This is a genomic window from Gemmatimonadaceae bacterium (assembly GCA_016720905.1).
Lineage (GTDB): Bacteria > Gemmatimonadota > Gemmatimonadetes > Gemmatimonadales > Gemmatimonadaceae > Gemmatimonas.
On record JADKJT010000030.1, the window covers coordinates 285,474 to 307,566 of the forward strand.

Consider the following 22,093-nt stretch of genomic DNA (forward strand, 5'->3'; position numbering starts at 1 on the left):
CCCCATGCGTGCGCCTCAATCTTTCGCGTGGAGTCCGCATGTCACCATGGTTCGCGCGCCCGTCTGCGGCGCTGCGTCTGTTCATCGTCGTCTGCACACTGAGCGCTGGTCGGATCGCCGCCGCCGCGCCGTCCCTTGCAAGTCCCACACGCCCGCGCAACGGCCCCTTGCGCGACGAAGGCGTCGTCAGTGGGGTGGTGCGCGACACGGTCGGTCGGTCGATCGCCAATGTGCAGGTGATCGTCAGCGGCGTAAACCGAGTTGCCACCACCGATGAACGCGGCGAGTTCACGTTTCGCGGTCTGCCGGCCGGAACCTATCACCTCGACGTGGTTCGCATCGGCTATTCGGCGGAGCATCAGGTCATCACCGTACCCGCGAATGGCCCCGATGTCCGGGTGACGATTACCATGCGGGTGGCCACCGTTCGACTATCCAGTGTCAATGTCACCGCCACGCCAACGGGCGCGGACCCGCTGAACGTCACGCAGGCCACCGTGCAGCTCTCCGGCAAGGAACTGCAACGGGTGTTGAGTGCGTCCATTGGCCAGACGCTGGCGGGTGAGCCGGGCATGGCGACCCGGTTCAACGGCCCCCTGGCGTCGGCACCGGTCATTCGTGGATTGACCGGTGAACGCGTGCTGGTGCTGCAGGACGGCGATCGCACGGGAGACCTCTCGGCGGCGGCCGTGGATCATCTCAACGCCGTCGATCCCAGCGGCGCCGACCGCATTGAAGTCACGCGTGGACCCGCGTCACTGTTGTACGGGAACAGCGCGCTCGGCGGCGTGGTGAACGTGATCACCAGCGACATCCCCACCAGCATTCCGTCGCGCGCCAGCGGCTTCCTGCTTGGTCAGGGAGAAAGCGTCACACCGGGCGGTGTCGTGTCGGCCGCGCTGAACCTGCCGTTGGGGACGCGCGTTGCGGCAACCGTCCGCGGGGGCGCTCGTCGCTTCCAGAATATGCGGGTGGGCGGCGGCGAGCAGCAGGACAACACCAGTGGCCGCACCAACAACGCCACCATTGGCCTTGGGTTCGTCGGCAATCACGAATCTGTCGGAATGGTATACCGACAGTCCAGCTTCGAGTATGGGCTGCCGCATCCGGACGGTGACGAGGCGATTCGCATTGACGGCCATCGCCAGATGCTGCAGATGCAGTCCACGTTCGGTACGCATATTGCCGCGTTCAGTGCGATCAAGGTGGATGGCACCGCGCAATGGTATGCCCACAATGAGATTGAACCGACCGGGGACATCGGGACGCGGTTCACCTTGAACACCCAGACCGCCAACGCCACCGCGCGCACGCAGGTTGGCCGGGTCGCGGGGGCGATTGGCGTCCAGGGGATCTTTCGCCAGTACGCGCCGGCCGGTGACGAAGCCTTCACACCCGGGGCCGACAACCGCAACATCGCCGCGTTCATCTTTCAGGAGCTTCCGCTTTCGCGAGCCGCCACTGAAGAACAATCCGCCCGCGTGCAGCTGGGCGCGCGGGTCGATCGGTTCACCATCAGCACCAACCCGACCGATGCCGATCACGTCGCGCGTTTTGGTCTGGCGGAATCGCGTGTGTACACCAATGTCGCCGCATCGGCCGGCCTGAGTGTGCCGGTGGCCAAGGATGTCTCGCTGACGGCCAACGCCTCGCGCGGGTTTCGCGCACCCACGGTCGAAGAACTGTTTGCCAACGGCTTTCATGCCGCCGTGGGCACATTCGACGAAGGGAACCGGGAGCTGCGCCCCGAACAGAGCACGGGTCTCGAGGCCGGCGTACGGGCACAACGAGCCGGCACCTTTGCCCAGTTCAACGCCTATTACAATCTGATCAACCAATACATTCGCCCGGTGGCCATGGGAGAGCAGGATGTCGACGGCACCCTCGTGCCGCTGGTGCGCTACACGCAGGATGACGCGCACTTGTACGGCGTCGAGGGACAGCTGGAAACGCAACTGGCGCATCAGCTCGTAGGAGGCGTGATGGGCGACCTCACGCGCGCCACCTTGCGACAGGGCACGGGCGACCTCCCGTTCATCCCCGCCGGTCGTCTGGGCGCATCGCTCCGCTTCGATAACGGACGCTGGTCCGCCGGTGGAGAGGTCCGCCGCGTCTTCGATCAGACCCGCGTCAGCGGCGACGTGCTGGACGTGCCGACTACCGCGTATATCATGCTGAACGCCAGTGTCTCCTGGTTGTTCACCGTGCGTGGCAATACGGTGCATGCGTTCACGGTGCGTGCGGACAACGTGCTCGACGAGCGGTATCGCGATGCATCCAGTCGTATCAAGAGCTTCGCCTACAACCCGGGGCGCAATCTCAGCGTCGTCTACAAGTTGTTGTACTAGTCACCGGATTCGGTCGGCAGGTCGGCGGACGGTGCGGTGACCGACGTCAGCGGGCCAGTTCGCGAAGCAGCCTGAGCATGCGCCCGTCGGTCTCGGCGGGCGTATCGCCTTTGGGGGTCTCGAGAATCTTCGGAACCGCGAAGAGCCGCGCATCCATCATGAGGCGCTGAAAGGCGTCGACCCCAATGGTGCCTGCGCCAATCAGTTCGTGCCGATCGAGGTGCGATCCCAGCGTCGCCTTCGAATCGTTCAGATGCAGGCACCCCAGGCGCGACAGGCCGATCGCATCATCGAAGCGTTGCCACACGCCGTCGTAGTCCCGAACCACATCGTACCCCGCGGCCCAGACGTGCGCCGTGTCGAGGCATACTCCCACCCGCGACTGCAACGCGGCCGGGATCATCCGCAGCAGTGTGGCCATCTCGTCGAAGGTCGAGCCCAGCACGGTACCCTGACCGGCGGTCAACTCCATCAGCAGTTGCGTCGAACCCGGCTCGGCTTCGAGCGCCTCGGCAATCGCGTCCGCATTGCGCGCGAGTCCGGCGGCGCGGTCATCCATGAAATTACCCGGGTGCGAGACCAGTGCATCGAGTCCCAGCGCGTGGCATCGCCGCAGCTCGCGTCGAAAGCTGGCAATCGATCGCGCGCGCAAGTCGACGTCGGGCGAGGCCAGATTGATCAGGTACGAATCGTGGGAACAGGTCCAACGCACGTGCGTCGCGTGCATCGCTGCGCGATAGCGTTCCACCTCTTCGGGCGTGACATCGCGCTCCACCCACCGATTGGCCTGCTTGGTGAAGATCTGCGTCGCGGTCGCATTGATCTCGTTCGCGCGCGCGGCAGCTTCCCACGTTCCACCGGCAATGGACACATGGGCGCCCAGTGGTCCCCGGTCCTGCGTCCAGTCGCCGGCGTCCACGAGGATGGGAGTCTGGGTCTTGATTGCGGGGCGTTTGGCAGGCATGGTGGAAAATAAGACGGGAGACAGAAGACGGGAGACGGGAGACGACCGCTAAGCTGGACGTCTCCCGTCTCCCGTCTCCATTCTCCCGTCTTACCGTCGCTGTGCCCGCAACCACTCCAACGGATCCACCGCCCGTCCCTTGGGACGAATCTCCAGGTGCAGGTGGGGTGGCAAGTCGGGATCGGAGGCACCGACCGTGCCGATGACCTGGCCCTTCACGACATCCTGTCCCTTGCGCACATCGATGCGCCCCAACGAACCGTACACGGAGTAGTCACCACCGCCGTGCTGTACGATGACCGTGGGTCCGTACGTGCCGACCTGTTCCGCCAGAACCACTTCGCCTGCGGCGATGCTTTTCACCGCGGCACCAAGAGTGGCGCCGATGCCCAACCCGTTCCAACGCGTCGTGGCGTTGTTGGGATTCACCACGCGTCCGAAATTGTACAGGATGTTGCCGTCGACCGGCCAGTCGAGACGACCCAAATCGGCGGTCTTGATGGTCGACGGTGCCGCTGGACGGGCATTCGGCGACATCGCCGCACGGCTGCGCGCGGTCTCCAGCCCGGCGATGACGCCGGCCAGTCGCGCCTCGTCGCGCGCCAGCTGTGTCAGCCGATCCCGCGTTTGCGTGGCACTGCGCTGCACGATGGTGAGATTGCGCTGGCGTTGTGATTCGAGGTCGCGCAAGCGCTTCGCTTCGCGATCCTTCTCACTGCGGTTTCGCGCCACATCATCCTGCAGGCGCACCAGCAGTTCGCGCTGCGTCACGATGTTGTTGCGCAACGCCTCCACACGGCGTACCAGGCTGCGGTCGTGCAGCGCCAGGTCATGCAGATACTTGTAGCGCGCCACCAACGCGGCGAACGATTGGGCCGACAGCATGGCCTCGGCGTCGTACAATTGACCGCGCTTGTAGATCTGCACCATACGCCGCTGCAGCGCGGTCTGCTTCCTCACGATTTCCTGCTCGGCTTTGGCCAGGCCGGAACTCGCCTCGGCCACCTCGCGCGTAATCGTGGTCAACTGCGCGTCCAGGGCGACGACAAGCCGCGCCGTGGTCGCCCGCTGCTGTTCCAGATTGTTCACTTCTTCGGCCAACGATCGCGCATTGCGCTGCAGTTGTTGCATGCGGGCTTCCAGATCGGCGCGTTCGCGACGCAACTTGTCGAGTTCGTCCTGTTGCTGACGCAGCCGCTGCTCGGGCGTGCTGGCGCCCGTTTGTGCGACGGCCTGTTTCGGCGTCACGGATACCGTGGCGAGGGCCAGCACCCAACACCGCATCAGGTTCGAGCGGCGGGGCATCAGCGCTCTTGCCACACCCGCCGCAGGTGCCGACCCACCGAGATCCAACTCCCCAGCAGTCCGATCACCGCGCCGGCCAATACGCCCAGCAGCATCTGCTCGGTCGTGAAGAAATCGGTTTGCATGAACGATCGCGCCACGGCGCGATTCGATATCCATGACAACAGCAGCGCGATCAACCCGCCGGCGATACCCTTGAGCGTGCCATCGATCAGGTAGGGCAGCCGCACAAAGCCATTGGTCGCACCCACCAATCGCATGACCTCGATTTCCTTGGTGCGCGCCAGAATGGCCATGCGAATGGTGGCGCCGATGATGATCACCGCGACCAGCGCGAACACGAGGCCCAACCCGAGCCCCGCGACGCCGGCCACTGTGCGCACGCGATACAGCTTCTCCACCCACTCCCGGCCGTACCGTACGTCCTCAACCACCGGGTAGGTCTGCAGGCGTCCGGTGATCTGCTTCATGATTTCCGGGTCGCGCGTCCCCGGCTTGAGACGCAATTCGACGGACCCGGGCAGCATCGCACCCTCCATCACATCACGAAACTCGTCCAGTTCGGTGCGGGCCCGCTGCAACGCCGAGTCGGGACTGACGTACCCGACGTCGGCCACCTGGGGGATCCGCTGCACCGCGGCGATCAACTCGCTGATCTGCGCCTCCTTGGCACCGTCCACAAGAAAGGCGCGAATCTCCACGCGGTTCTCGATGGCGCGCAGCGCAGACTGGATGTTGATGGCGACCAGTCCGAACAAGCCGAACGCAAACAACGAGAAGGCGATGGTGGTGATGCTGAGCAGTGCCAGCGCCGGCGACCGTCGGAACGCCAGCAGCACTTCACGCCAGGCAAGTCTCATCGCCGTCCGCCGCCGCGCAAGTCGGCCTTCAGGCGCGCCACATCGGTGCCGTCGAACACCAGCGCTCCACGATCGAGCTCGAGGAATCGCATGCCGGTCCGTTCGATCAGGGAGACATCATGGGTGGCCATGACCACGGCTGTGCCTGACGCATTGATCTCGCGCAGCAGCAGATAGATGGCGTGCGTGGCCTTTTCATCGAGGTTGCCGGTGGGCTCGTCGGCCAGCAGGACAAACGGATCGTTGACCAATGCACGGGCAATGGCCACCCGTTGCTGTTCGCCACCGGAGAGTTCGTGCGGGAAGGACGTGGCCTTCGATGCCAGGCCCACCTGCGTCAACAGCCGCGCGACCTTCGGGCCGATGGTCGACTGACGCGCGCCGGTCACTTCCAGCGCAAATGCCACATTCGCTTCGGCGGTGCGGTCGGGGAGCAGACGGAAATCCTGAAACACGATGCCCAGGCGTCGTCGCAATTTGGGGATCTCACGCGCCTTGATCGTCTTGGAGGAGAACCCGGATACCCGTACTTCTCCCTGCGTCGGCCGTTCGGTCATCGAGATCAGCTTGAGCAGCGTGCTCTTGCCCGCGCCGCTGTGTCCGGCGAGGAACACGAACTCCCCCTTCTCCAGTTCAAACGACACGTCGCGGAGCGCCGCGCCAGCGCGAGGATAATCCTTCGTCACTCCGGTCAAGCGCAGGATGCCCGCCACTAGGACTCCAGCGCTTGTGTCAGGTCGGCGATCAGGTCGTCAACCCCTTCGAGTCCAACGCTCAGGCGCAGAAAGCCGCTGGGGATCCCCATCGCCGCGCGCGCCTCGGAATCCAGCTGCCTATGCGACGTGTAGCGCGGTTCGCTGACGAGCGACTCCACGCCGCCAAGTGATGGCGCGTGGGTGAAGAGCGCGAGGCGAGATACGACGCGCGCTGCCGCCTCGTCGCCGCCGGTCAATTCAATCGCGAGCATGCCGCCATACCCGTCAAACATCGCCCGGGCGATTTCGTGATCGGGGTGGGATGGCAACCCTGGATAGTGCACCGCGCGGATGGACGAGACGCCGGAAGCCCATTGCGCGATCTGCAGGGCGCTGGCGTTCTGCCGCTGCACACGCACGTCCAGCGTCTTCAGGCCCCGTTCCAGCAACCAGACCGCAAATGGGTCCGGCGCCTGCCCCCAGATCGCCATTTTCGCGCGCACTTCCTCGATGACTGATTCCGCCCCGCACACCACGCCGGCCAGTACATCATGATGGCCATTCAGATACTTCGTGGCGGAGTGAAGTACTACGTCTGCTCTGTGTTCCAACGGGCGATAGTTGATCGGGGTGGCAAAGGTTGAGTCCACCACCAGTGCCACGCCCTGTTCCTGTGCGAGCATGCGTGCCGGTCGGAGATCGACCACGCGCATGCTGGGATTGACGGGCGATTCCAGGAACAGGACACGCGTATTCAGCCGCATCGCGCGACGCCAGGCACGCGTTTCCGTGGGATCGATGAACGTGACGTCGATCCCCATCGTCGGCAGCTCGATCTCGAGAAACCGACGCGTGTCGCCGTACAGCCAGGCACTGGCCACCACATGATCGCCAGCGCGCAACAATGCCAGCAGGGTGCAGGTCGTCGCCCCCATCCCACTTGAGAGCACGAGGGCCGAGTCCGCCCCCTCCAGCGCGGCCAGTCTTCGGTGCAGGGCGTCGGCTGTCGGGGTGTTGCCGTACCGGGCGTACTTCACGTCGCCGTTGCCACCAGGCGACATCATGTAGTTCACCGACGGTGACAGCGGCGTCACGACCGGATCTCCGGCGACGCCAGGAGCGCGTCCGCCGTGCAGCAGCAGCGTTGCGCGATTCACGAGAGGTGGGTCGAAGTCAAACGTAGCGGAGACTTTCAGTGTCGGGCTTGAGCACGCGAACGATCTCCGAGGGTGAAGCGCCCGCCACATCGCGCAGGATCACGCCGCCGCGCGGCAGCGAATCGTCGACCACGAGGACGGCCAGTTCCGATCGCCGCTCTGATACCACACGCACAAGCTCGCCATCGGTCACGAGCCGGATGAGGGCGTCCTCCGGGCGCATGCGGATCATTGGCCCGCGATCCGGGTCGCCGGGACGCGTGGCGATGAAGCCGATAACCTGCAGGGCCGGTGAAAATCCGCTGTACTTGGCCATGAGCTGTTCAGGACGCCTTGGGGAGCGTCCCCGGCACGACGTATCCCGTGTCGTGGTGCATGATCAATCGGCGGCGGAAGAGTTGCTCCAACAGGGCCTCGGTGTCGTCAGCGGTGGTGCCCAGGGCGGCCGACGCATCTCCCGCGCCGATGGGGCCCCCATCACGGACCAACTCCCACAACCACCGCTCGGCCTCGCTGACACAGCCATAGAGTTCTGCCAATCCTTCGTGCCAAGCCACCAGCGCCAATTCGTGGCGCTCCAGGACCGTCTCGATCGGATCGAGGTGCTCGCCGTGGATGCCGCGGAACAGGAGAAAGCCGGCCAGTCCATCCGTCTCCGCGTAGCGAAGCAGCAGCTTGGCCACGATCTCGTCCGCACACGAGAAATCCAGCAGGTTCACCTGCGAGAAGTCGATGGTGGTCACCACCGGCGCGCCGATATCGACCACCTGTCGTTCGATGGCCGTGCGCACCGCCGCGCCGGTCGGTCGCGTCACCAGATTGGAATACAGGTCGCACACGGTGCCTCGCAACACCGAGCTGACGTCGATCAGATGACTCATGTCTCGCGCTCGGACGGTCGCGGCCGTGCGCTGGACACCGGAGCGGACTTGGCGCGCGGCGTCGGTTCTCCGATGCGCTCCGGTATCGTGATTTGCATCTGTGCGCCCGGAAAATAAGGCAGCGATTCCGTCATGGGCACATCTTCGTCCCACTCGGGTGTAATCGCAAGACGCGCGGTGCCGCTGCGCACGGTGAGCTTTCCCTGCCACCGTCCCACGAACCGACGAATGCCGGCGAGTCCCTGGCCCCGCCCGTGGTCGCCGTGACGAAAGCGGCTGACGGCGCGCAGCACGGCGTCTTCCAGTGCCATCGCATCATCCCATCGATCGCTGACGCGATGTCCCGGCGCACTCTCCAGCGATCGCCGGAATCCGACGCCCGCATCGCACACCGCGATCACCACCACCCGGCGTCCGAGCCGCCGAGCGTACTTGTAGGTCTGCACGGCGACCCAACCACCTTGGCCCGCGTGCTCGACGATATTCTGGCACGATTCGCTGAGCGTCATGCCGAATGCGCCGGTGATGGCCGTATCGAGCCCCAACTGGCCATGCAGAATGTCCGCCGCCTTCTGCTGAATGCGCCCCACCACCCCATGCACGTCGTCGCTGCGCACGATGGGCGTGATTTCCAGCAGCACATCGGACTCGTGCGCGTCGCGCGCACGCGGTACGGCTCCGTGCAATTCGAACAGCTCACCGGCATGACGGAAGAATCCGGTGCGTGACCAGTACGACAGCGTCTCCGGGTGCTCTGGGACCGCGAACGCCATGCGGTCTTCGCGCGATTGCGCCAGACAGAGCAGGGCAGTCAGGCCGTAGGGCGACGCCCAACGCGCATGTCGCGCGTCGACCAGGATCTTCTGCCCTTCGGGCACCGGCGCCAACTGCTCGATGACGTGTTCAAACGTCTGTTCATCGAGGGAAGGCGGCACGCTGATCACGGTGGTCACGTCGTGCTGAGCTCTCCCCGAAGGTGTTGCGCGAGTCCCGTCGCGCCGCGGTGTTCGACATTGCGGGATGCCGCGCGATTCGCGGCGCCGATGGCATCCGTGAACATATCACCCGCAAGCAGTCGGGAGAAATGGGTCGCACCCCAAACATCGCCACAGCCGGTGGGATCACCGGGACCATCAACGCGTGGCGCAACCGAGGGAACGAGTCCCGTGCGCACGGCGCCCATCGCGCCGCTTCCGCCACGCGGCGATGTGGACAGTGCCGAAGTGTGACCTGACAGACGCGGAATATCGGACAATCGCTCGATGCCTGGCGCGGCCACGTAGACGGCGCCTCGCTTGCCCAGGGTGACACACAGGCACGAAACACCCGCCGCCATCGCCGTCGCCGCCAGCGCCATCGAGTCCGGCGCCATCATCTGCATCTCCTCCTCGTTCACCTGCAGCACGTCAAAACAACCGCACCACGCCGCGACGTCCGGCAGGGGACGGGCCACGCGAAGCCCGTCGGCCTGCACGGCCATCACCAGCATATGCAAGTCACAGTAGATCGGACCGCGAAAGTGCGCGCGAATCAACTGCGTGGTGGACAGGTCAAGCTCCCAGCCGCTGAGGAAGTTGATGTACAGCGCATCGAGGCGCGCGCTGTCGAGGACCGGCTTGAGTCCGAGCCATGTCCACCCCGGTACGCCACCGGACAGATGCTCCGTACGGCGCTCATCGTCGAGATACCGGAGCTCGACGCGATTGTTCGGTTGCGGCACTTCAATCAACGCCGCGTCGGGTGCGATGTGGTGCAGCGAGCGGCAGAACGTCCGACCGCGCTCGGCGAGATCCGCGCCGATCTTGCACAGTGGAACGATCTCCCAGTCGTCGGACAATGCCGCGTCGAGTCCCGACAGGGTATAGGTGATGCCGCCCCACTCTTCGACCGGCACCGCGCGGCGATCACGCCCATGAATGACATCCCAGACAAATGAGCCGATGACGCCAAGGCGTTTCCGCGCCGGTCTGGCGCCGGATCGCCCCTGCGTCATGAGCCGATCATTGGGAAGCGGCTCCATGCTGCGCGATGAACGTGGCCACGGCACCCACCACACCCGCCGTTCCCGGCAGGATGCCCGGCACGATGCGGCAGGCGTCAACCGCCGGTTTGAACGCGCGACGCCGGACTTCGGCGCGCAAGGGACCAAAGAGCGCTTCGCCGGCCTGCGTCACGCCACCGGCAATCACGACAACATCCGGATTGAAGATGTTGAGCAGATTGGCGAGCCCGGTGCCAAGAAAGCGCGCCGTGTCGCGTACGACTTCGGTGGCGACCGCATCCCCCTGCGCGGCGGCTTCGTAGACGATGGCGGCCGTGATCCGTGACACGTCGCCGCCCACCAGATCGGGAAGGATCGACACCTGCTCGTACGACAAGGCCTCGCGTGCCCGTTCGGCGATGGCGGTGCCGGACGCATACGCCTCAAGGCACCCGTAGTTGCCGCATCCGCAGCGGCGCCCGGTCTGGTCGATGGTGGTGTGTCCGATCTCTCCCGCCATGTCGCTGGACCCATGATACAGCTTGCCATCGAGAATCAGTCCGCCGCCGATGCCGGTACCGATGGTCACGCCAATCACGTTGCGGCCGCCCTTGGCCGCACCAATCCACCACTCGCCGTACGTCGCGCAGTTGGCGTCGTTATCCAGCGCTGCGGGAAGTCCGGTAAGCGCCGTAATGCGATCACGCAGAGGCACCATGTGCCAGCCCAGATTCGGCGCCACCAAGACGATGCCGGCCTCGCGATCCAGTGGACCCGGCGCGCCGATGCCGACGCCGCGAAAGGCGTCTCGCGCGACCCCGGTTTCCTGCATGGTGATGTCCACGGTTTCGTTCACCATGCGGGCCATGCGCGCGATCACGGCATCCGTGCCTTCCGCCGCCTGAGTTGGTTCGGAGCGCAGTCCGTGCTGTCGGGTGCCGTCAGCGGACATGGCACAGACCACGATATTGGTGCCGCCGAGGTCGACGCCGACGATGAATTGGGAGTGAGCCATGGCAGGTAAGATAACCATTCCACCGATGCCAGCCATCCGCTGATCGGTGTCTCGCCACCCCGTGGACTAGTCGCGCCTGAGCGGCGTGACACGATCAGCGACCGACTGCGCACTGATGTCGCGCATGCATCGCCAATGTCCCAACGGGCACTGCTGCGGGCCATGCGCCCCGCACGGTCGGCACGCAAGGCCACGTCGTTCGACAACCTCCTGCACCTCGGCGAGCGGACCGAATCCGAAGGCCGGAATTGTTGGGCCGAACACGGCAAGGGTCGGCGTGTTCATGGCGGAGGCCAGATGCAAGGGTGCCGAATCATTGGTGACCAGCACCCGGGCGCGGGACAACAGCACGGCCGACGCGAGTAACGACAATCGGCCCGTGGCGTCGATCACGGGAGCGCCGCCTTGTGAGGCCACCGCCGCCGCGATGTCGGATGCGAGCGGCCCATCCGATGCGGCACCAAGAACCACCAACCGGACGGGCACGTGTGCGGGCGACGCACCGGGATCGCCGCGTGCAACCAGCATCGCGGCCAATTCGGCGTACGACGGCCAACGCTTGGTTGCCCACACACTGCCCGGCGCAAAGGCGATAAGCTGATCGCCGGTGGACACGCCGGCCGACGACAACAGCGCCTCGACTTGCCCGACATCGCGGGCCCCCGGATGCAGCGTCGGGCGGACCCTCGGGGCCGGCTCGATGACACCGGGTGGCGAGGCCAGTTGCCACAGACGTTGCGCGTGGTGCAGGGACGCATCAAACGACACCCGTCGGGTATACAGCAGGCGACCTGGCGATGTCGCGAATCCCACCCGAACGGGAATGCCCGCGAGTCGGGCGATGGCCGCTGTGCGCAGCGATCCTTGCGCCAGGTACGCGGTCCGGGCGCCGACGGCCCGCGCCGCCCGTGCCACGCGCTGCATGCCGCGCAGGCCGCGATCGGTGCCGCGCTTGTCGAACACAATCACCGACGCCACGGCGGGATGATTGTCCAGAAGTCCCGCATTGGCCGGTGTCGCGACCACGTGGACCGGCCCCCTCGCCGCCAACCGCTCGATCAGCGGTGTGGTGAGGATCATGTCGCCAAGAAACGACGTCTGAATGACGAGGCTGGTCACCCTACTCAGTCAACCTGTAACACCGCCAGGAACGCCTCCTGCGGAATCTCCACACTGCCGACCTGCTTCATGCGCTTCTTCCCTTCCTTCTGTTTCTCCAGCAGCTTGCGCTTGCGGGAAATATCGCCACCGTAGCACTTGGCCAGCACGTCCTTGCGCAACGGCTTCACCGTTTCGCGCGCGATCACCTTCTGGCCAATCGTCGCCTGGATGGCGACCTCGAACAGCTGGCGCGGAATCAACTCGCGGAGCTTTTCCGCGACCTTGCGTCCCCATTCGTACGCCTTGTCCTTGTGCACGATCACCGAGAACGCATCGATGGCGTCTCCGTTGATCAGCATGTCAAGGCGCACCAGGTCGCTGGCGCGATACTCGAGGATTTCATAGTCGAGCGAGGCGTAGCCGCGGCTGACCGTCTTCATCTTGTCGAAGAAGTCGAGAATGATTTCCCCCAGCGGAAATTCCCAGTCGAACTCCACGCGCGCCGTGTCGAGATAACGCATGTTCTTGTAGACGCCGCGCCGCTCGGTGCCGAGCGTCATGATCGGACCGATATAGTCGGTGGGGCACATGATGCGCGCTTTCACATACGGCTCTTCCACCGACGAGATGATGCCGGGCGTCGGCATCAGCGCCGGGTTCTCCACCAGCAGCATCGTGCCGTCCGTCAGGTGCACCTGATACTCGACGCTGGGCACCGTGGTCACGAGATCCAGGTTGTACTCGCGTGACAGGCGCTCCTGCACGATCTCCATGTGCAGCAGGCCCAGGAAGCCGCAGCGGAATCCGAAGCCCAGCGCCGTCGAGGTCTCCGGCTCATACTGCAACGAGGCGTCATTCAACTTGAGTTTCTCAAGCGCATCGCGCAGCGTTTCGTACTGGGTCGTATCGGTCGGATAGATCCCGGCGAACACAAACGATTTCACTTCCTGATAGCCGGGCAACGCCTCAGTCGCGCGATTGTTCTGATCGAAAATCGTGTCGCCGGCCCGCGTTTCGCGCACGGATCGCACGCTGGCCACGACGTAGCCCACCTCGCCGGCCTGCAGGACGTCGGTCTTGACCTGTCGCAGCTGCAGCAAGCCCACTTCATCCACCTCGTACACGCTGTCCGACGCGCCGAAGGTGATCTTGGTGCCTTTCCGAATCTCGCCGTCCACGACGCGGATGCTTGGAATGGCGCCGCGATACTTGTCGTAGTACGAATCAAAAATCAGGGCGCGCAACGGTCCGTCAGGGTTCCCGCTTGGCGGCGGCACGAGCGCCACAATCTGTTCCAGCAACTCCGGCACACCGACGCCTTCCTTGGCACTCACCGACAGCACGTCTTCCGGCAGGCATCCGATCAGGTCGCACACTTCCTGCCGCCGCCGTTCGGGCTCGGCGCCCGGCAGGTCGATCTTGTTGAGCACCGGAATGATCTCAAGCCCTGCATCCATCGCCAGGAACAAGTTGGATAGCGTCTGCGCCTGAATGCCCTGCGAGGCATCCACCACCAGGATGGCGCCTTCGCACGCCGCCAGCGACCGCGAGACCTCGTAGGTGAAGTCCACGTGGCCGGGCGTGTCGATGAGATTCAACTCGTACGTCTCGCCGTCGCGGGCCGCATAACTCATGCGCACCGCATTCAGCTTGATCGTGATGCCGCGCTCACGCTCGAGATCCAGCGTGTCGAGGAACTGAGCCTGCATTTCGCGCTTCTGCAGGGTGCCGGTCATTTCGATCAGGCGGTCGGCGAGCGTCGACTTGCCGTGATCGATATGGGCGACGATGCAGAAGTTGCGGATGTGGCTGAGCTTCAAAACGGAGGACCGGCTGGATGAAGGCGACAGGGGCAGCCTTGAAAGATAACCAAGGGGGGAGGGTGGAGGGTACGTCGCGGTGGCCGCTGCCCGGAAAGCCAACTCCGGACGGCTTTCTCACAAACCTTCGGGGTGGCCCATGGTCCCGGCCCCCACACCGTGTCACTTTTGGGGGATGTCCGCACCACGCGCCGACCAATTGAACCCCGCGGTCCTTGCCGCCCTCGGCCACCTGGAACTGGTGGCACGCTGGGCCGTGGACGGATTCATCACGGGATTGCACCGGTCACCGCGCAAGGGGTTCAGTGTGGAGTTCGCCGAGCATCGACCCTACATGCCGGGCGACGATCTCCGGTATCTCGATTGGCGCATTGCCGCCCGTGCCGATCGGTGGCTGGTCAAGCAATTCGAGGAAGAGACCAACGCGCGCGCGGTTCTGGTGCTCGATACCAGCAAGTCCATGCAGTGGACCGGCGATCCGTCCCGACTCACCAAGCTGGCGTATGCCGAACACCTGATGGCGGCGTTTGCCTTGTTGTTGTTGCGACAGCGCGATGCCGTCGGACTGGTGCGCTTCGATGCCGGCTTGCGGAACGTGATCCCGCCGCGCGCGCAGCGCGCGCAGTGGCGACGGCTGGTGGCCGCGCTGGATGAGCCGGGAGGCGGCGACGCGTCGGATGTGGCGGGCGCCATGATGCAGGCCGGACGTATCGTGCGTCGACCGGGGTTTGTGGTGGTCATTTCCGATTTCCTGGTGGAGCCCGGGCCCGTGGCGGACGCGGCACGTACACTGCGCGCGCGCGGACACGAAGTGCTGATGGTGCATGTGATGGATCCCGCCGAGCGGGATTTTCCGGAAGCGGGTGAGGCGCGGTATCGCGATCCTGAATCAGGACTGGAAGTGCCGGCCGCTCCGTCGGATGTGCGGGCCGCCTATCAGGAGACCGTGCGAGAAGCGTTGGACGAGTGGCGCGCCGCGCTCGGACGCGCCGGAGCGCGTTACGCCGTGGCGACCACCGATGAGCCGTTCGGCAAGGCCCTTCGGTTGCTGGTGGGTGCCAACGGTCGTGGAGCGATGATTTGATCGGGCATTCGTGATGGGGTTTCTCGCACCGGCGTTTCTGTTTCTGGCCGCGCTGGCCGGTGTCCCGCTCTTGGTGCACTTGCTGCGTCGGCGCGTCAGTCGCACTGTGGATTTTCCTGCGGTGCGGTACCTCGCGCGTATGGAGCAGGAGCACAGCCGCGAACGCAAGTTGCGCCACCGACTGTTGCTGTTCCTGCGGATGCTCGCGGTACTGGCGCTGGCCGCGGCGGCCGCGCGGCCCATCGCGCGTTGGGCCGGGCTCGGACACGCCCCCGTGGCGGTGGCCGTGGTCATCGACAACTCCATGAGCAGCGGCGCCGTCCATGACGGACGAGTCGTCCTGGATGACTTACGGAATGACGCGCGCAGTCTGTTGCGGGCTCTCACACCGGATGATCGCGCATGGTTGATCACGGCCGACGGTCGCGTCATCGGCGGCGCGGTTTCGGCGCTCGAGGACGCGTTAACCGCCATGCATCCGCTGGGTGGCCGCGGCGATCTGGTCGCGGCGACGCGCCGTGCAATGACACTGGTGCGCAGCGGGGCGCCGCGGGCGCCAGTGGTCACCATCCTGTCGGATGGACAGGCCACCGCCTGGTCGATGTCCAGCAGCGATACCGCGGCGTCCCGCGTGCTCGAGGTCGGCGACGTGCCGGTCCAATTGTTGACTCGGCCGCGGAGCGTGGTTCGGAATGCCGCCGTGGTGGACGTGCGTGCGGATCCGGCACGTTGGACACCGGCCGGTGCGGTGGCGTTTGCTGTTGTCTCGCCGGATTCGGCTGCGTGGCGCATCTCGCTCGACGGCCGCACGGTCGCCCGGGGGACCGCGCCGCCGGCAACGGCTGACGCCCCTCAGCATCTGGCGCAAAAGTTGGCCAGCACGTCAATCGGGTGGGTTCGGGGCAGCATTGAACTCGATGCCGATGAGTTGCGTGGTGACGATGCCCGCTGGTTTGCCGTGAGGGTGGCCCCGCCACCGGCGGTGATGGCGCGTGCCGAAGGCGGACCATTTCTGTCCGCAGCATTGTCCACGCTCGTGGAGGAAAAGCGACTGGAACGCGCGACGGCGGGCGGGCGCGGCGTCGTTACGGTGTCCGGTGCTGATGCACCCGTTGCCAGCGGACCGGCGTTGCTCACGGCGCCGTCTGACCCGGTGCGGGTGGGGGAAGCCAATCGCACGCTGGCGAGACTGGGAATTCCCTGGCGTTTCGGGGCCATCGCCCGGGACGTGGTCCTCATGCGGGGCGCCCCGGCACTCGAAGGCGTGTCGGTGCGCATTCGGTACCCGTTGCAACGATCACCCGGCACGTCGTCGGCTGGCGGAGGCACGGACACCCTGGCGACCGCCGGCGGTACACCGTGGGCGGTGGCCGGCGACGGGTATGTCCTGCTGGCGTCACCCATCGATCCTGAGGCCACGGACCTGCCGTTGCGTGCAGGCTTCGTGCCGTGGCTGCTCGACGCGCTGTCGCGTCGGTTGGGTGACGACGGACAAATCATTGAGGCCACGCCCGGACAGCATCTGGTTGACCGCACATTCAGCACGGCATCGGGATTGGAACGCCCCGATCGCACGGTGGTCCCCATGTCGGGCGATCGCTTGACGGTGCCCAACGAAACCGGTGTGTACTTTCTTCGGCGGCAGGCCCTTCGGATCGGTGCCATCGTGGTCAACGCGGAGGCCATGGAATCGGACCTGCGTGCCGAACCCGTGACGGACATCGGTCAGGCATTCCGCCGTCGCGTCAGTGGTCGATTTGCGGGGGTCGACACGGTGGTCGGATCATGGCGCACGCGGGCGCTCAATCAGGCCGCCGGTCGTTCACTGCTCACACCACTGGTGGGGATCGCCCTGTTGGCGCTGTTGCTGGAAGCGTGGTTCTCGCGCGGGGCGTCGGCTTCGACCACCAATCCGCGCGATCCAGACATCGCCGTCGCGCGCGCCGCTTGAGTTCACTCGCACCGCAGGTTGCTGGTCTCTGATGGGTCTCCCGCGACTTCTCGACGCTGTCGAAGCGTTACCGGCGTTTTCCCGTGTGCTGAAGGCATTGCCGGGCCCGGGCGTTTCGCTGCGCGTTGGTGGGCTGGCCGGCAGCAGCGATGCCGTGCTGATCGCTGCGCTCGCGCGCGCCATGCCGCAACGACTGGTGGTGGTCGTCGCCGACCAGCTTGCGGAAGCCGAACGGTGGCTTGCCGACCTGCAGTCGCTGGTTGACGACATTCCGGTGGCGCTGTATCCGCCGCGCGAAGGTTTCGGGGAAGTGGAACCGCACGCCGAAGTGGCCGGTGAGCGGGTGGAGACGCTGGAAAAACTGGGCCGAAGCCGCGTGCGATTGTTGCTGACGACGGCCCGCGCCATTCTCGAGCAGACGCCGCTGCCGCGCGCCTTGGCCGGTGCGCGACTGGAACTACGCAAGGGCGATGTGCGACGTCCGGAAGAGTTGTCCGCCCACCTGGAATCCATCGGGTTTGAGCGGGTGACGATGGTGGAGGACGTCGCGCAGTTCTCGGTGCGCGGTGGCATTTTCGATATCTATTCGTTTGGCATGGCCGAGCCGGTGCGCCTCGAATTCTGGGGCGACGATATCGTCGAGCTGCGGCACTTCGACCTGAATTCGCAGCGCAGCACGCGGGACGCCGACCTGGCGCTCATTCTGCCGGTGGATGGCCGCGTGAAGGATGAAACCGGCACGCTCGAGCGCGTCACGCTGCCGGAGTTGTGGCCCCCCGATGCCATCGTGGTGATGCCAACCGGGGGCTCGGTGCTGCCGGAGCTGGTGCGCACCTGGGAGGAGGCTGAACATCATATCGAGTTGGCGCGCCGTCGAGGCGAGGCCTTTGTCTCGCGCGCCTCGCTGTTTGTGCCACCACCGCAGATGGCGTCGCGGCTGGCGCGCTTTGGCACGCTGCGTCTGGCGCCACCGCCGCAGCGCGCCGCGAGTGCTTCCAGTGCCGATGTGCAGCCGGCGGGACCCGATCCCGACATCGCCTTCGCGATCCGACCGCCGGAAACCATTTCGCGCGACCTGCGCGTGCTGCGCCGCCTGCAACGTGACGGATTGCACACGGTCATCCTGTGCGACAATGCGGGACAGGCGGAACGTCTCGACGAGCTGCTGGGTGAAGACGGACCCATCGCCGCGTCGCTGACCATCGGCGTGTTGGGTGGCGGCTTCATCGTGCCGAACGTGGTGCGCGTGCTCACCGACCACGAGATCTTCCGCCGTGACCGGCGTCTGCGCCGCACGCGCAAGTACACCACGGGATCGGCGCTCGACTCGCTGGGCGCCCTCAAGGCCGGCGACTACGTGGTGCACCTCGAGCACGGCATCGGCATCTATCGCGGCATCGAAAAGATCTTCGTTCGCGAAAGCACGATCGAGGCGGCGGTCATCGAGTACGAAGGCGGTGATCGCCTGAACGTGCCCTTGTATCGCATCGATCAGATCGAGCGATATCGCAGCGCCCATGACGTGTCCGAGGACGCCCCGGCGCCGCGACTGCACAAGCTGGGCGGCAATCGCTGGAAGCAGCAGCGCGAGAAGACCCGCATGGCGATTCTCGAGATGACGCAGGAGCTGCTCGACCTCTATGCGCGTCGCAAGATCAGTACGCGGCCGCCGCACGCGGTCGATGGCGCGTGGCAACGGCAGTTGGAAAGTTCATTTCTGTTTGAAGACACGCCCGATCAACGCAAGGCCACCACCGACGTCAAGCGGGACCTCGAGAGCGATCGCCCCATGGACCGGCTGCTGGTGGGCGACGTCGGCTACGGCAAGACCGAGATCGCGATACGCGCCGCCTTCAAAGCCGTGCAGAGCGGGCGGCAGGTGGCCGTGCTGGTGCCAACCACGATCCTGGCCGAGCAGCACGCCCGCAGCTTTGGCGATCGGCTGGCGGACTTTCCCGTCACGATCGAAGTGATGAGCCGATTCCAGACCGCGAAGGAGCAGGCCGTGGTCGTGGAGAAGCTGCGCAAGAAGCAGGTCGACATCGTCATCGGCACGCACCGATTGCTCAGCCCCGACGTGCAGTTTGCCGACCTGGGACTCATTGTGGTGGATGAAGAGCATCGCTTCGGCGTGAAGCACAAGGAGCGGCTCAAGCAGCTCAAGCTGCAGACCGATGTGCTGACGCTGACGGCCACGCCGATCCCGCGCACGTTGCACCAATCGCTGGCCGGCCTGCGCGATCTCACCATCATGCAGACACCGCCGCGCGATCGATCGCCCGTGCTCACCTTCGTCGAGCCGTGGGACGACGCCCTCATCGAAGAAGCGGTCTCCCGCGAACTCGATCGCGGCGGGCAGGTGTTCTTCGTGCACAACCGCATCGAGACGATTCAGGCCATCGCCGATCATATCCAGCGCCTGGTGCCCCGGGCCAAGGTGGATATCGGCCATGGTCAGATGAAGGAGCGCGACCTTGAATCGGTGATGAGTCGATTTGTCGAGGGCGAGGTGGACATTCTCGTGTCCACACTGATTGTCGAGAGCGGGCTGGATGTGCCCAACGCCAACACCATGCTGGTCAATCGGGCCGACCACCTGGGGCTGGCCCAGTTGTATCAGTTGCGGGGGCGGGTGGGCCGGTCGCACCGACGGGCCTACTGTTTCCTGCTGGTGCCTGACCGCATCGATGACGATGCCGAGCGACGCCTGGCCGTGCTGGAACACCACACGGAACTGGGTTCAGGGTACCGGATTGCGCTCAAGGACCTGGAAATGCGCGGAGCGGGCAATCTCCTTGGTCCCGAACAGTCGGGATTCGTCCACTCGGTGGGGTTTGACCTCTACCTCCGCCTGCTGGACGAGACGGTGCGCCAGCTGTCCGAGGGCGACGGCCAGAAGGCCTGGATCCCGGCCGACGTCTCGTTGGACTTCGCGTCGTACTTACCGGACGACTACATCGTGTCACAGGACGCCAAGCTGGATGTCTACCGCCGGCTCACCGCCATGCGGGCGTCCAAGGACATCGAGGCCCTGCAGGCCGAGGTCCGGGACCGGTTCGGCCCGTTGCCGCCCTCGGCCCTGGCTCTCTTCGGCAGCGCCATGCTGCGGGTGCTCGGGGCCACCCTCGGAGTGGACGGGGTGCTTGTGCGCGCCTCCGAAGCCCGTGTTAGTTTCAGGGCTGACGCTATTCCGCGCCTCAAAGGGCTGTCGTCGGCGTTCCACGAGGTCCAGTTCCAGGTGGACGTTCGGCGGACGCAACCGTTGGCACTCAAACTGACCCGGTTGGGCGGCGCGGAAATGCTCGAGGGGCTGGTGCGCGCGTTACGGGCGTTGGCCGCTTGAGGGGAGTTGGACGAATACGGTCGGCAACCTCTGCCGCGCCGTCGGGGTCCCACTTCCATAACCTCCTATCACTCCGGTACCGGAGTTCGACTCGATGACATCGTATCGTTTGCCAGCTCTTGCCGCTGTCGACTTCGCCATCGCGTGTGGCGCCTCCAATCCCGATGTGGCCGCCAAGGTGGGCGGGCAACAACTCTCCGTCACGCGACTGGCCGATATCCTCGGCACCTCGCAGGCGCCGCTGGAAAAGGACGTCGCTCGCTCCATCGCCGAGCTGTGGGTCAACTATCAGTTGATCGGCATGGCGGCTTCGAAGGGCGATTCCATGAGCGACAAGAAGACGATGGACGACGCGCTCTGGTCGAGCATTGAGAACATGCGGGTGAAGAAGTTCTATGACACGTATCAGAAGACGTGGGACACCGTCAAGGTGGGCACGGACGAAGAGCGCTACAACGCCGGCGAAGGCATGGCCGCTCGTCACATCCTGGTGAAGGTGGAAGCGAACGCCACCCCTGAGCAGCGCGAAGCCGCGCGCAAGAAGGCCGAAGCCATTCGTGCCGAAGCGACGCCCGCCAACTTCATCAAGCTCACCGCCAAGAGTGACGAACCGGGGGCGGCCGAACGTGGTGGCGATCTCGGCTTGTTCGGGAAGGGACAGATGGTGGCCGCTTTCGAGAAGTGCGTCATGGACATCAAGCCGGGCGAGATCAGCCCGGTCTGCCAGACGGAGTTCGGCTACCATGTCATTCTCCGCTCGTCGTATGCGGACGTGAAAGACAAGTTCGCGCCGTTGGCCAAGCAGCGGAACACGGCCATCGCCGACAGTGTGTACCTCGCAGGAGCGGAGAAGGCGGCCAAGGTTGAGCTGAGCAGCGGCGCGGCGATCACGGCCAAGGCCATCGCGCGCAATTCGCTCGGCTACGTCAAGGACAACAAGGCCATCGCCACGTACAAGGGCGGGGAACTGACGAACTCCGAATTCGCCGACTGGCTGGGCGCCTATCCGCCCCAGTCCCAGGTCAAGCCACAGTTGATTGGTGCGCCGGATACGCTGGTGGAAAAGTTTGTCAAGCAGATTGTACGCAACGAGCTGATGTTGCGGGCGGCCGACAGCACCAAGATGACGGTGGACACGGCCGAGATGGGCAATCTCTACCTGAACTTCAAGAACGCAGTCACGCAGACGTGGACGGCGTTGGGCATTGACCCGGCCAAGCTGGCCGACAGCGCGAAGACCGGCGGCGACAAGGCCAAGATTGCGGCCGCGCGTATCGAGACGTTCTTCGACAAGCTCGTGAAGAACGAAGCGCAGTTTGTCGACGTGCCGTATCCGGTGGCACGCGCACTGCAGCACAAGTTTGACTACGCGGTGAACGACGCCGGCCTCGATAAGGTGGTCGAGCGGGCGAAGACGGTGCGCGCCACGGCCGATTCGCTCAAGGCCAAGCAGGGTCCGCCTCCGGGCGCGCCGGCTCCGGGAGCCGCTCCGATTCCCACCAAGCCGCCAGTCCCGCCCGCTCAGAAACCTTGATCCACTAAACGGGTAATCACCCAAATAACACGTACACTACCTCGCTTCCTGACC

At 65.2% G+C, this 22,093-nt stretch carries 17 protein-coding genes; 5 read left to right on the top strand and 12 right to left on the bottom strand.

The features are described from left to right. The first annotated feature begins 38 nt into the window (after positions 1-38). Positions 39-2,348 carry a TonB-dependent receptor gene (locus tag IPP90_20110; GenBank protein ID MBL0172964.1) on the top strand — a complete coding sequence of 770 codons (2,310 nt, stop codon included), beginning with the start codon at positions 39-41 and terminating at the stop codon, positions 2,346-2,348. A 46-nt stretch (positions 2,349-2,394) separates the two neighbouring features. On the opposite strand, the gene IPP90_20115 is transcribed toward IPP90_20110, so the two are convergent. The 12 genes from IPP90_20115 to lepA all read right to left on the bottom strand — a co-directional run bounded on the left by IPP90_20115 (position 2,395) and on the right by lepA (position 14,127). After that, positions 2,395-3,312 carry a deoxyribonuclease IV gene (locus IPP90_20115; GenBank protein MBL0172965.1) on the bottom strand — a complete coding sequence of 306 codons (918 nt, stop codon included), beginning with the start codon at positions 3,310-3,312 and terminating at the stop codon, positions 2,395-2,397. Positions 3,313-3,402: 90 nt separating this feature from the next. Beyond that, positions 3,403-4,617: a peptidoglycan DD-metalloendopeptidase family protein gene (locus tag IPP90_20120; GenBank protein MBL0172966.1), complete on the bottom strand. Its 1,215-nt coding sequence runs from the start codon at positions 4,615-4,617 to the stop codon at positions 3,403-3,405. After that, positions 4,617-5,477: an ABC transporter permease gene (locus tag IPP90_20125; GenBank protein ID MBL0172967.1), complete on the bottom strand. Its 861-nt coding sequence runs from the start codon at positions 5,475-5,477 to the stop codon at positions 4,617-4,619. The genes IPP90_20120 and IPP90_20125 overlap by 1 nt, the downstream gene beginning before the upstream one ends. Then, on the bottom strand, positions 5,474-6,181 hold the full coding sequence (gene ftsE, locus IPP90_20130; GenBank protein MBL0172968.1) for a cell division ATP-binding protein FtsE: 708 nt from the start codon (positions 6,179-6,181) through the stop codon (positions 5,474-5,476). Before ftsE ends, IPP90_20125 begins: the two co-directional genes overlap by 4 nt. An 8-nt stretch (positions 6,182-6,189) precedes the next feature. Next, positions 6,190-7,329, bottom strand: coding sequence for an aminotransferase class I/II-fold pyridoxal phosphate-dependent enzyme (locus IPP90_20135; GenBank protein ID MBL0172969.1), 1,140 nt, complete (start codon positions 7,327-7,329; stop codon positions 6,190-6,192). Positions 7,330-7,345: 16 nt separating this feature from the next. Further along, complete coding sequence (locus IPP90_20140) at positions 7,346-7,645, bottom strand: hypothetical protein (GenBank protein ID MBL0172970.1); 300 nt, start codon at positions 7,643-7,645, stop codon at positions 7,346-7,348. Positions 7,646-7,652: 7 nt separating this feature from the next. After that, complete coding sequence (locus IPP90_20145) at positions 7,653-8,210, bottom strand: hypothetical protein (protein ID MBL0172971.1); 558 nt, start codon at positions 8,208-8,210, stop codon at positions 7,653-7,655. Next, positions 8,207-9,163, bottom strand: coding sequence for an ATP-binding protein (locus tag IPP90_20150; protein ID MBL0172972.1), 957 nt, complete (start codon positions 9,161-9,163; stop codon positions 8,207-8,209). Before IPP90_20150 ends, IPP90_20145 begins: the two co-directional genes overlap by 4 nt. Then, positions 9,160-10,230, bottom strand: coding sequence for a carbohydrate kinase family protein (locus IPP90_20155; GenBank protein MBL0172973.1), 1,071 nt, complete (start codon positions 10,228-10,230; stop codon positions 9,160-9,162). The genes IPP90_20150 and IPP90_20155 overlap by 4 nt, the downstream gene beginning before the upstream one ends. Continuing rightward, the gene (locus IPP90_20160; protein ID MBL0172974.1) at positions 10,211-11,206 is read right to left on the bottom strand and encodes an ROK family protein; all 996 of its coding nucleotides are present in this window, start codon (positions 11,204-11,206) and stop codon (positions 10,211-10,213) included. The genes IPP90_20155 and IPP90_20160 overlap by 20 nt, the downstream gene beginning before the upstream one ends. Positions 11,207-11,272: 66 nt before the next feature. Further along, a complete protein-coding gene (locus IPP90_20165; GenBank protein MBL0172975.1) occupies positions 11,273-12,325 on the bottom strand; it encodes a glycosyltransferase family 9 protein in 1,053 nt (350 codons plus the stop codon). A gap of 5 nt (positions 12,326-12,330) precedes the next feature. Beyond that, positions 12,331-14,127 (bottom strand): elongation factor 4, encoded by a 1,797-nt coding sequence (gene lepA / locus IPP90_20170; GenBank protein ID MBL0172976.1) that lies wholly within the window; start codon positions 14,125-14,127, stop codon positions 12,331-12,333. Positions 14,128-14,302: 175 nt separating this feature from the next. On the opposite strand from lepA, the gene IPP90_20175 reads away from it, so the two are divergent. The 4 genes from IPP90_20175 (at position 14,303) to IPP90_20190 (ending at position 22,039) form a co-directional block, all read left to right on the top strand. Continuing rightward, complete coding sequence (locus IPP90_20175; protein MBL0172977.1) at positions 14,303-15,211, top strand: DUF58 domain-containing protein; 909 nt, start codon at positions 14,303-14,305, stop codon at positions 15,209-15,211. 13 nt (positions 15,212-15,224) lie between these two features. Then, positions 15,225-17,162, top strand: coding sequence for a BatA domain-containing protein (locus IPP90_20180; protein MBL0172978.1), 1,938 nt, complete (start codon positions 15,225-15,227; stop codon positions 17,160-17,162). Positions 17,163-17,193: 31 nt separating this feature from the next. Continuing rightward, positions 17,194-20,505 carry a transcription-repair coupling factor gene (mfd, locus tag IPP90_20185; protein ID MBL0172979.1) on the top strand — a complete coding sequence of 1,104 codons (3,312 nt, stop codon included), beginning with the start codon at positions 17,194-17,196 and terminating at the stop codon, positions 20,503-20,505. Between the two features lie 94 nt (positions 20,506-20,599). After that, positions 20,600-22,039: a peptidylprolyl isomerase gene (locus tag IPP90_20190; GenBank protein MBL0172980.1), complete on the top strand. Its 1,440-nt coding sequence runs from the start codon at positions 20,600-20,602 to the stop codon at positions 22,037-22,039. The last annotated feature ends 54 nt before the right edge of the window (positions 22,040-22,093 follow it).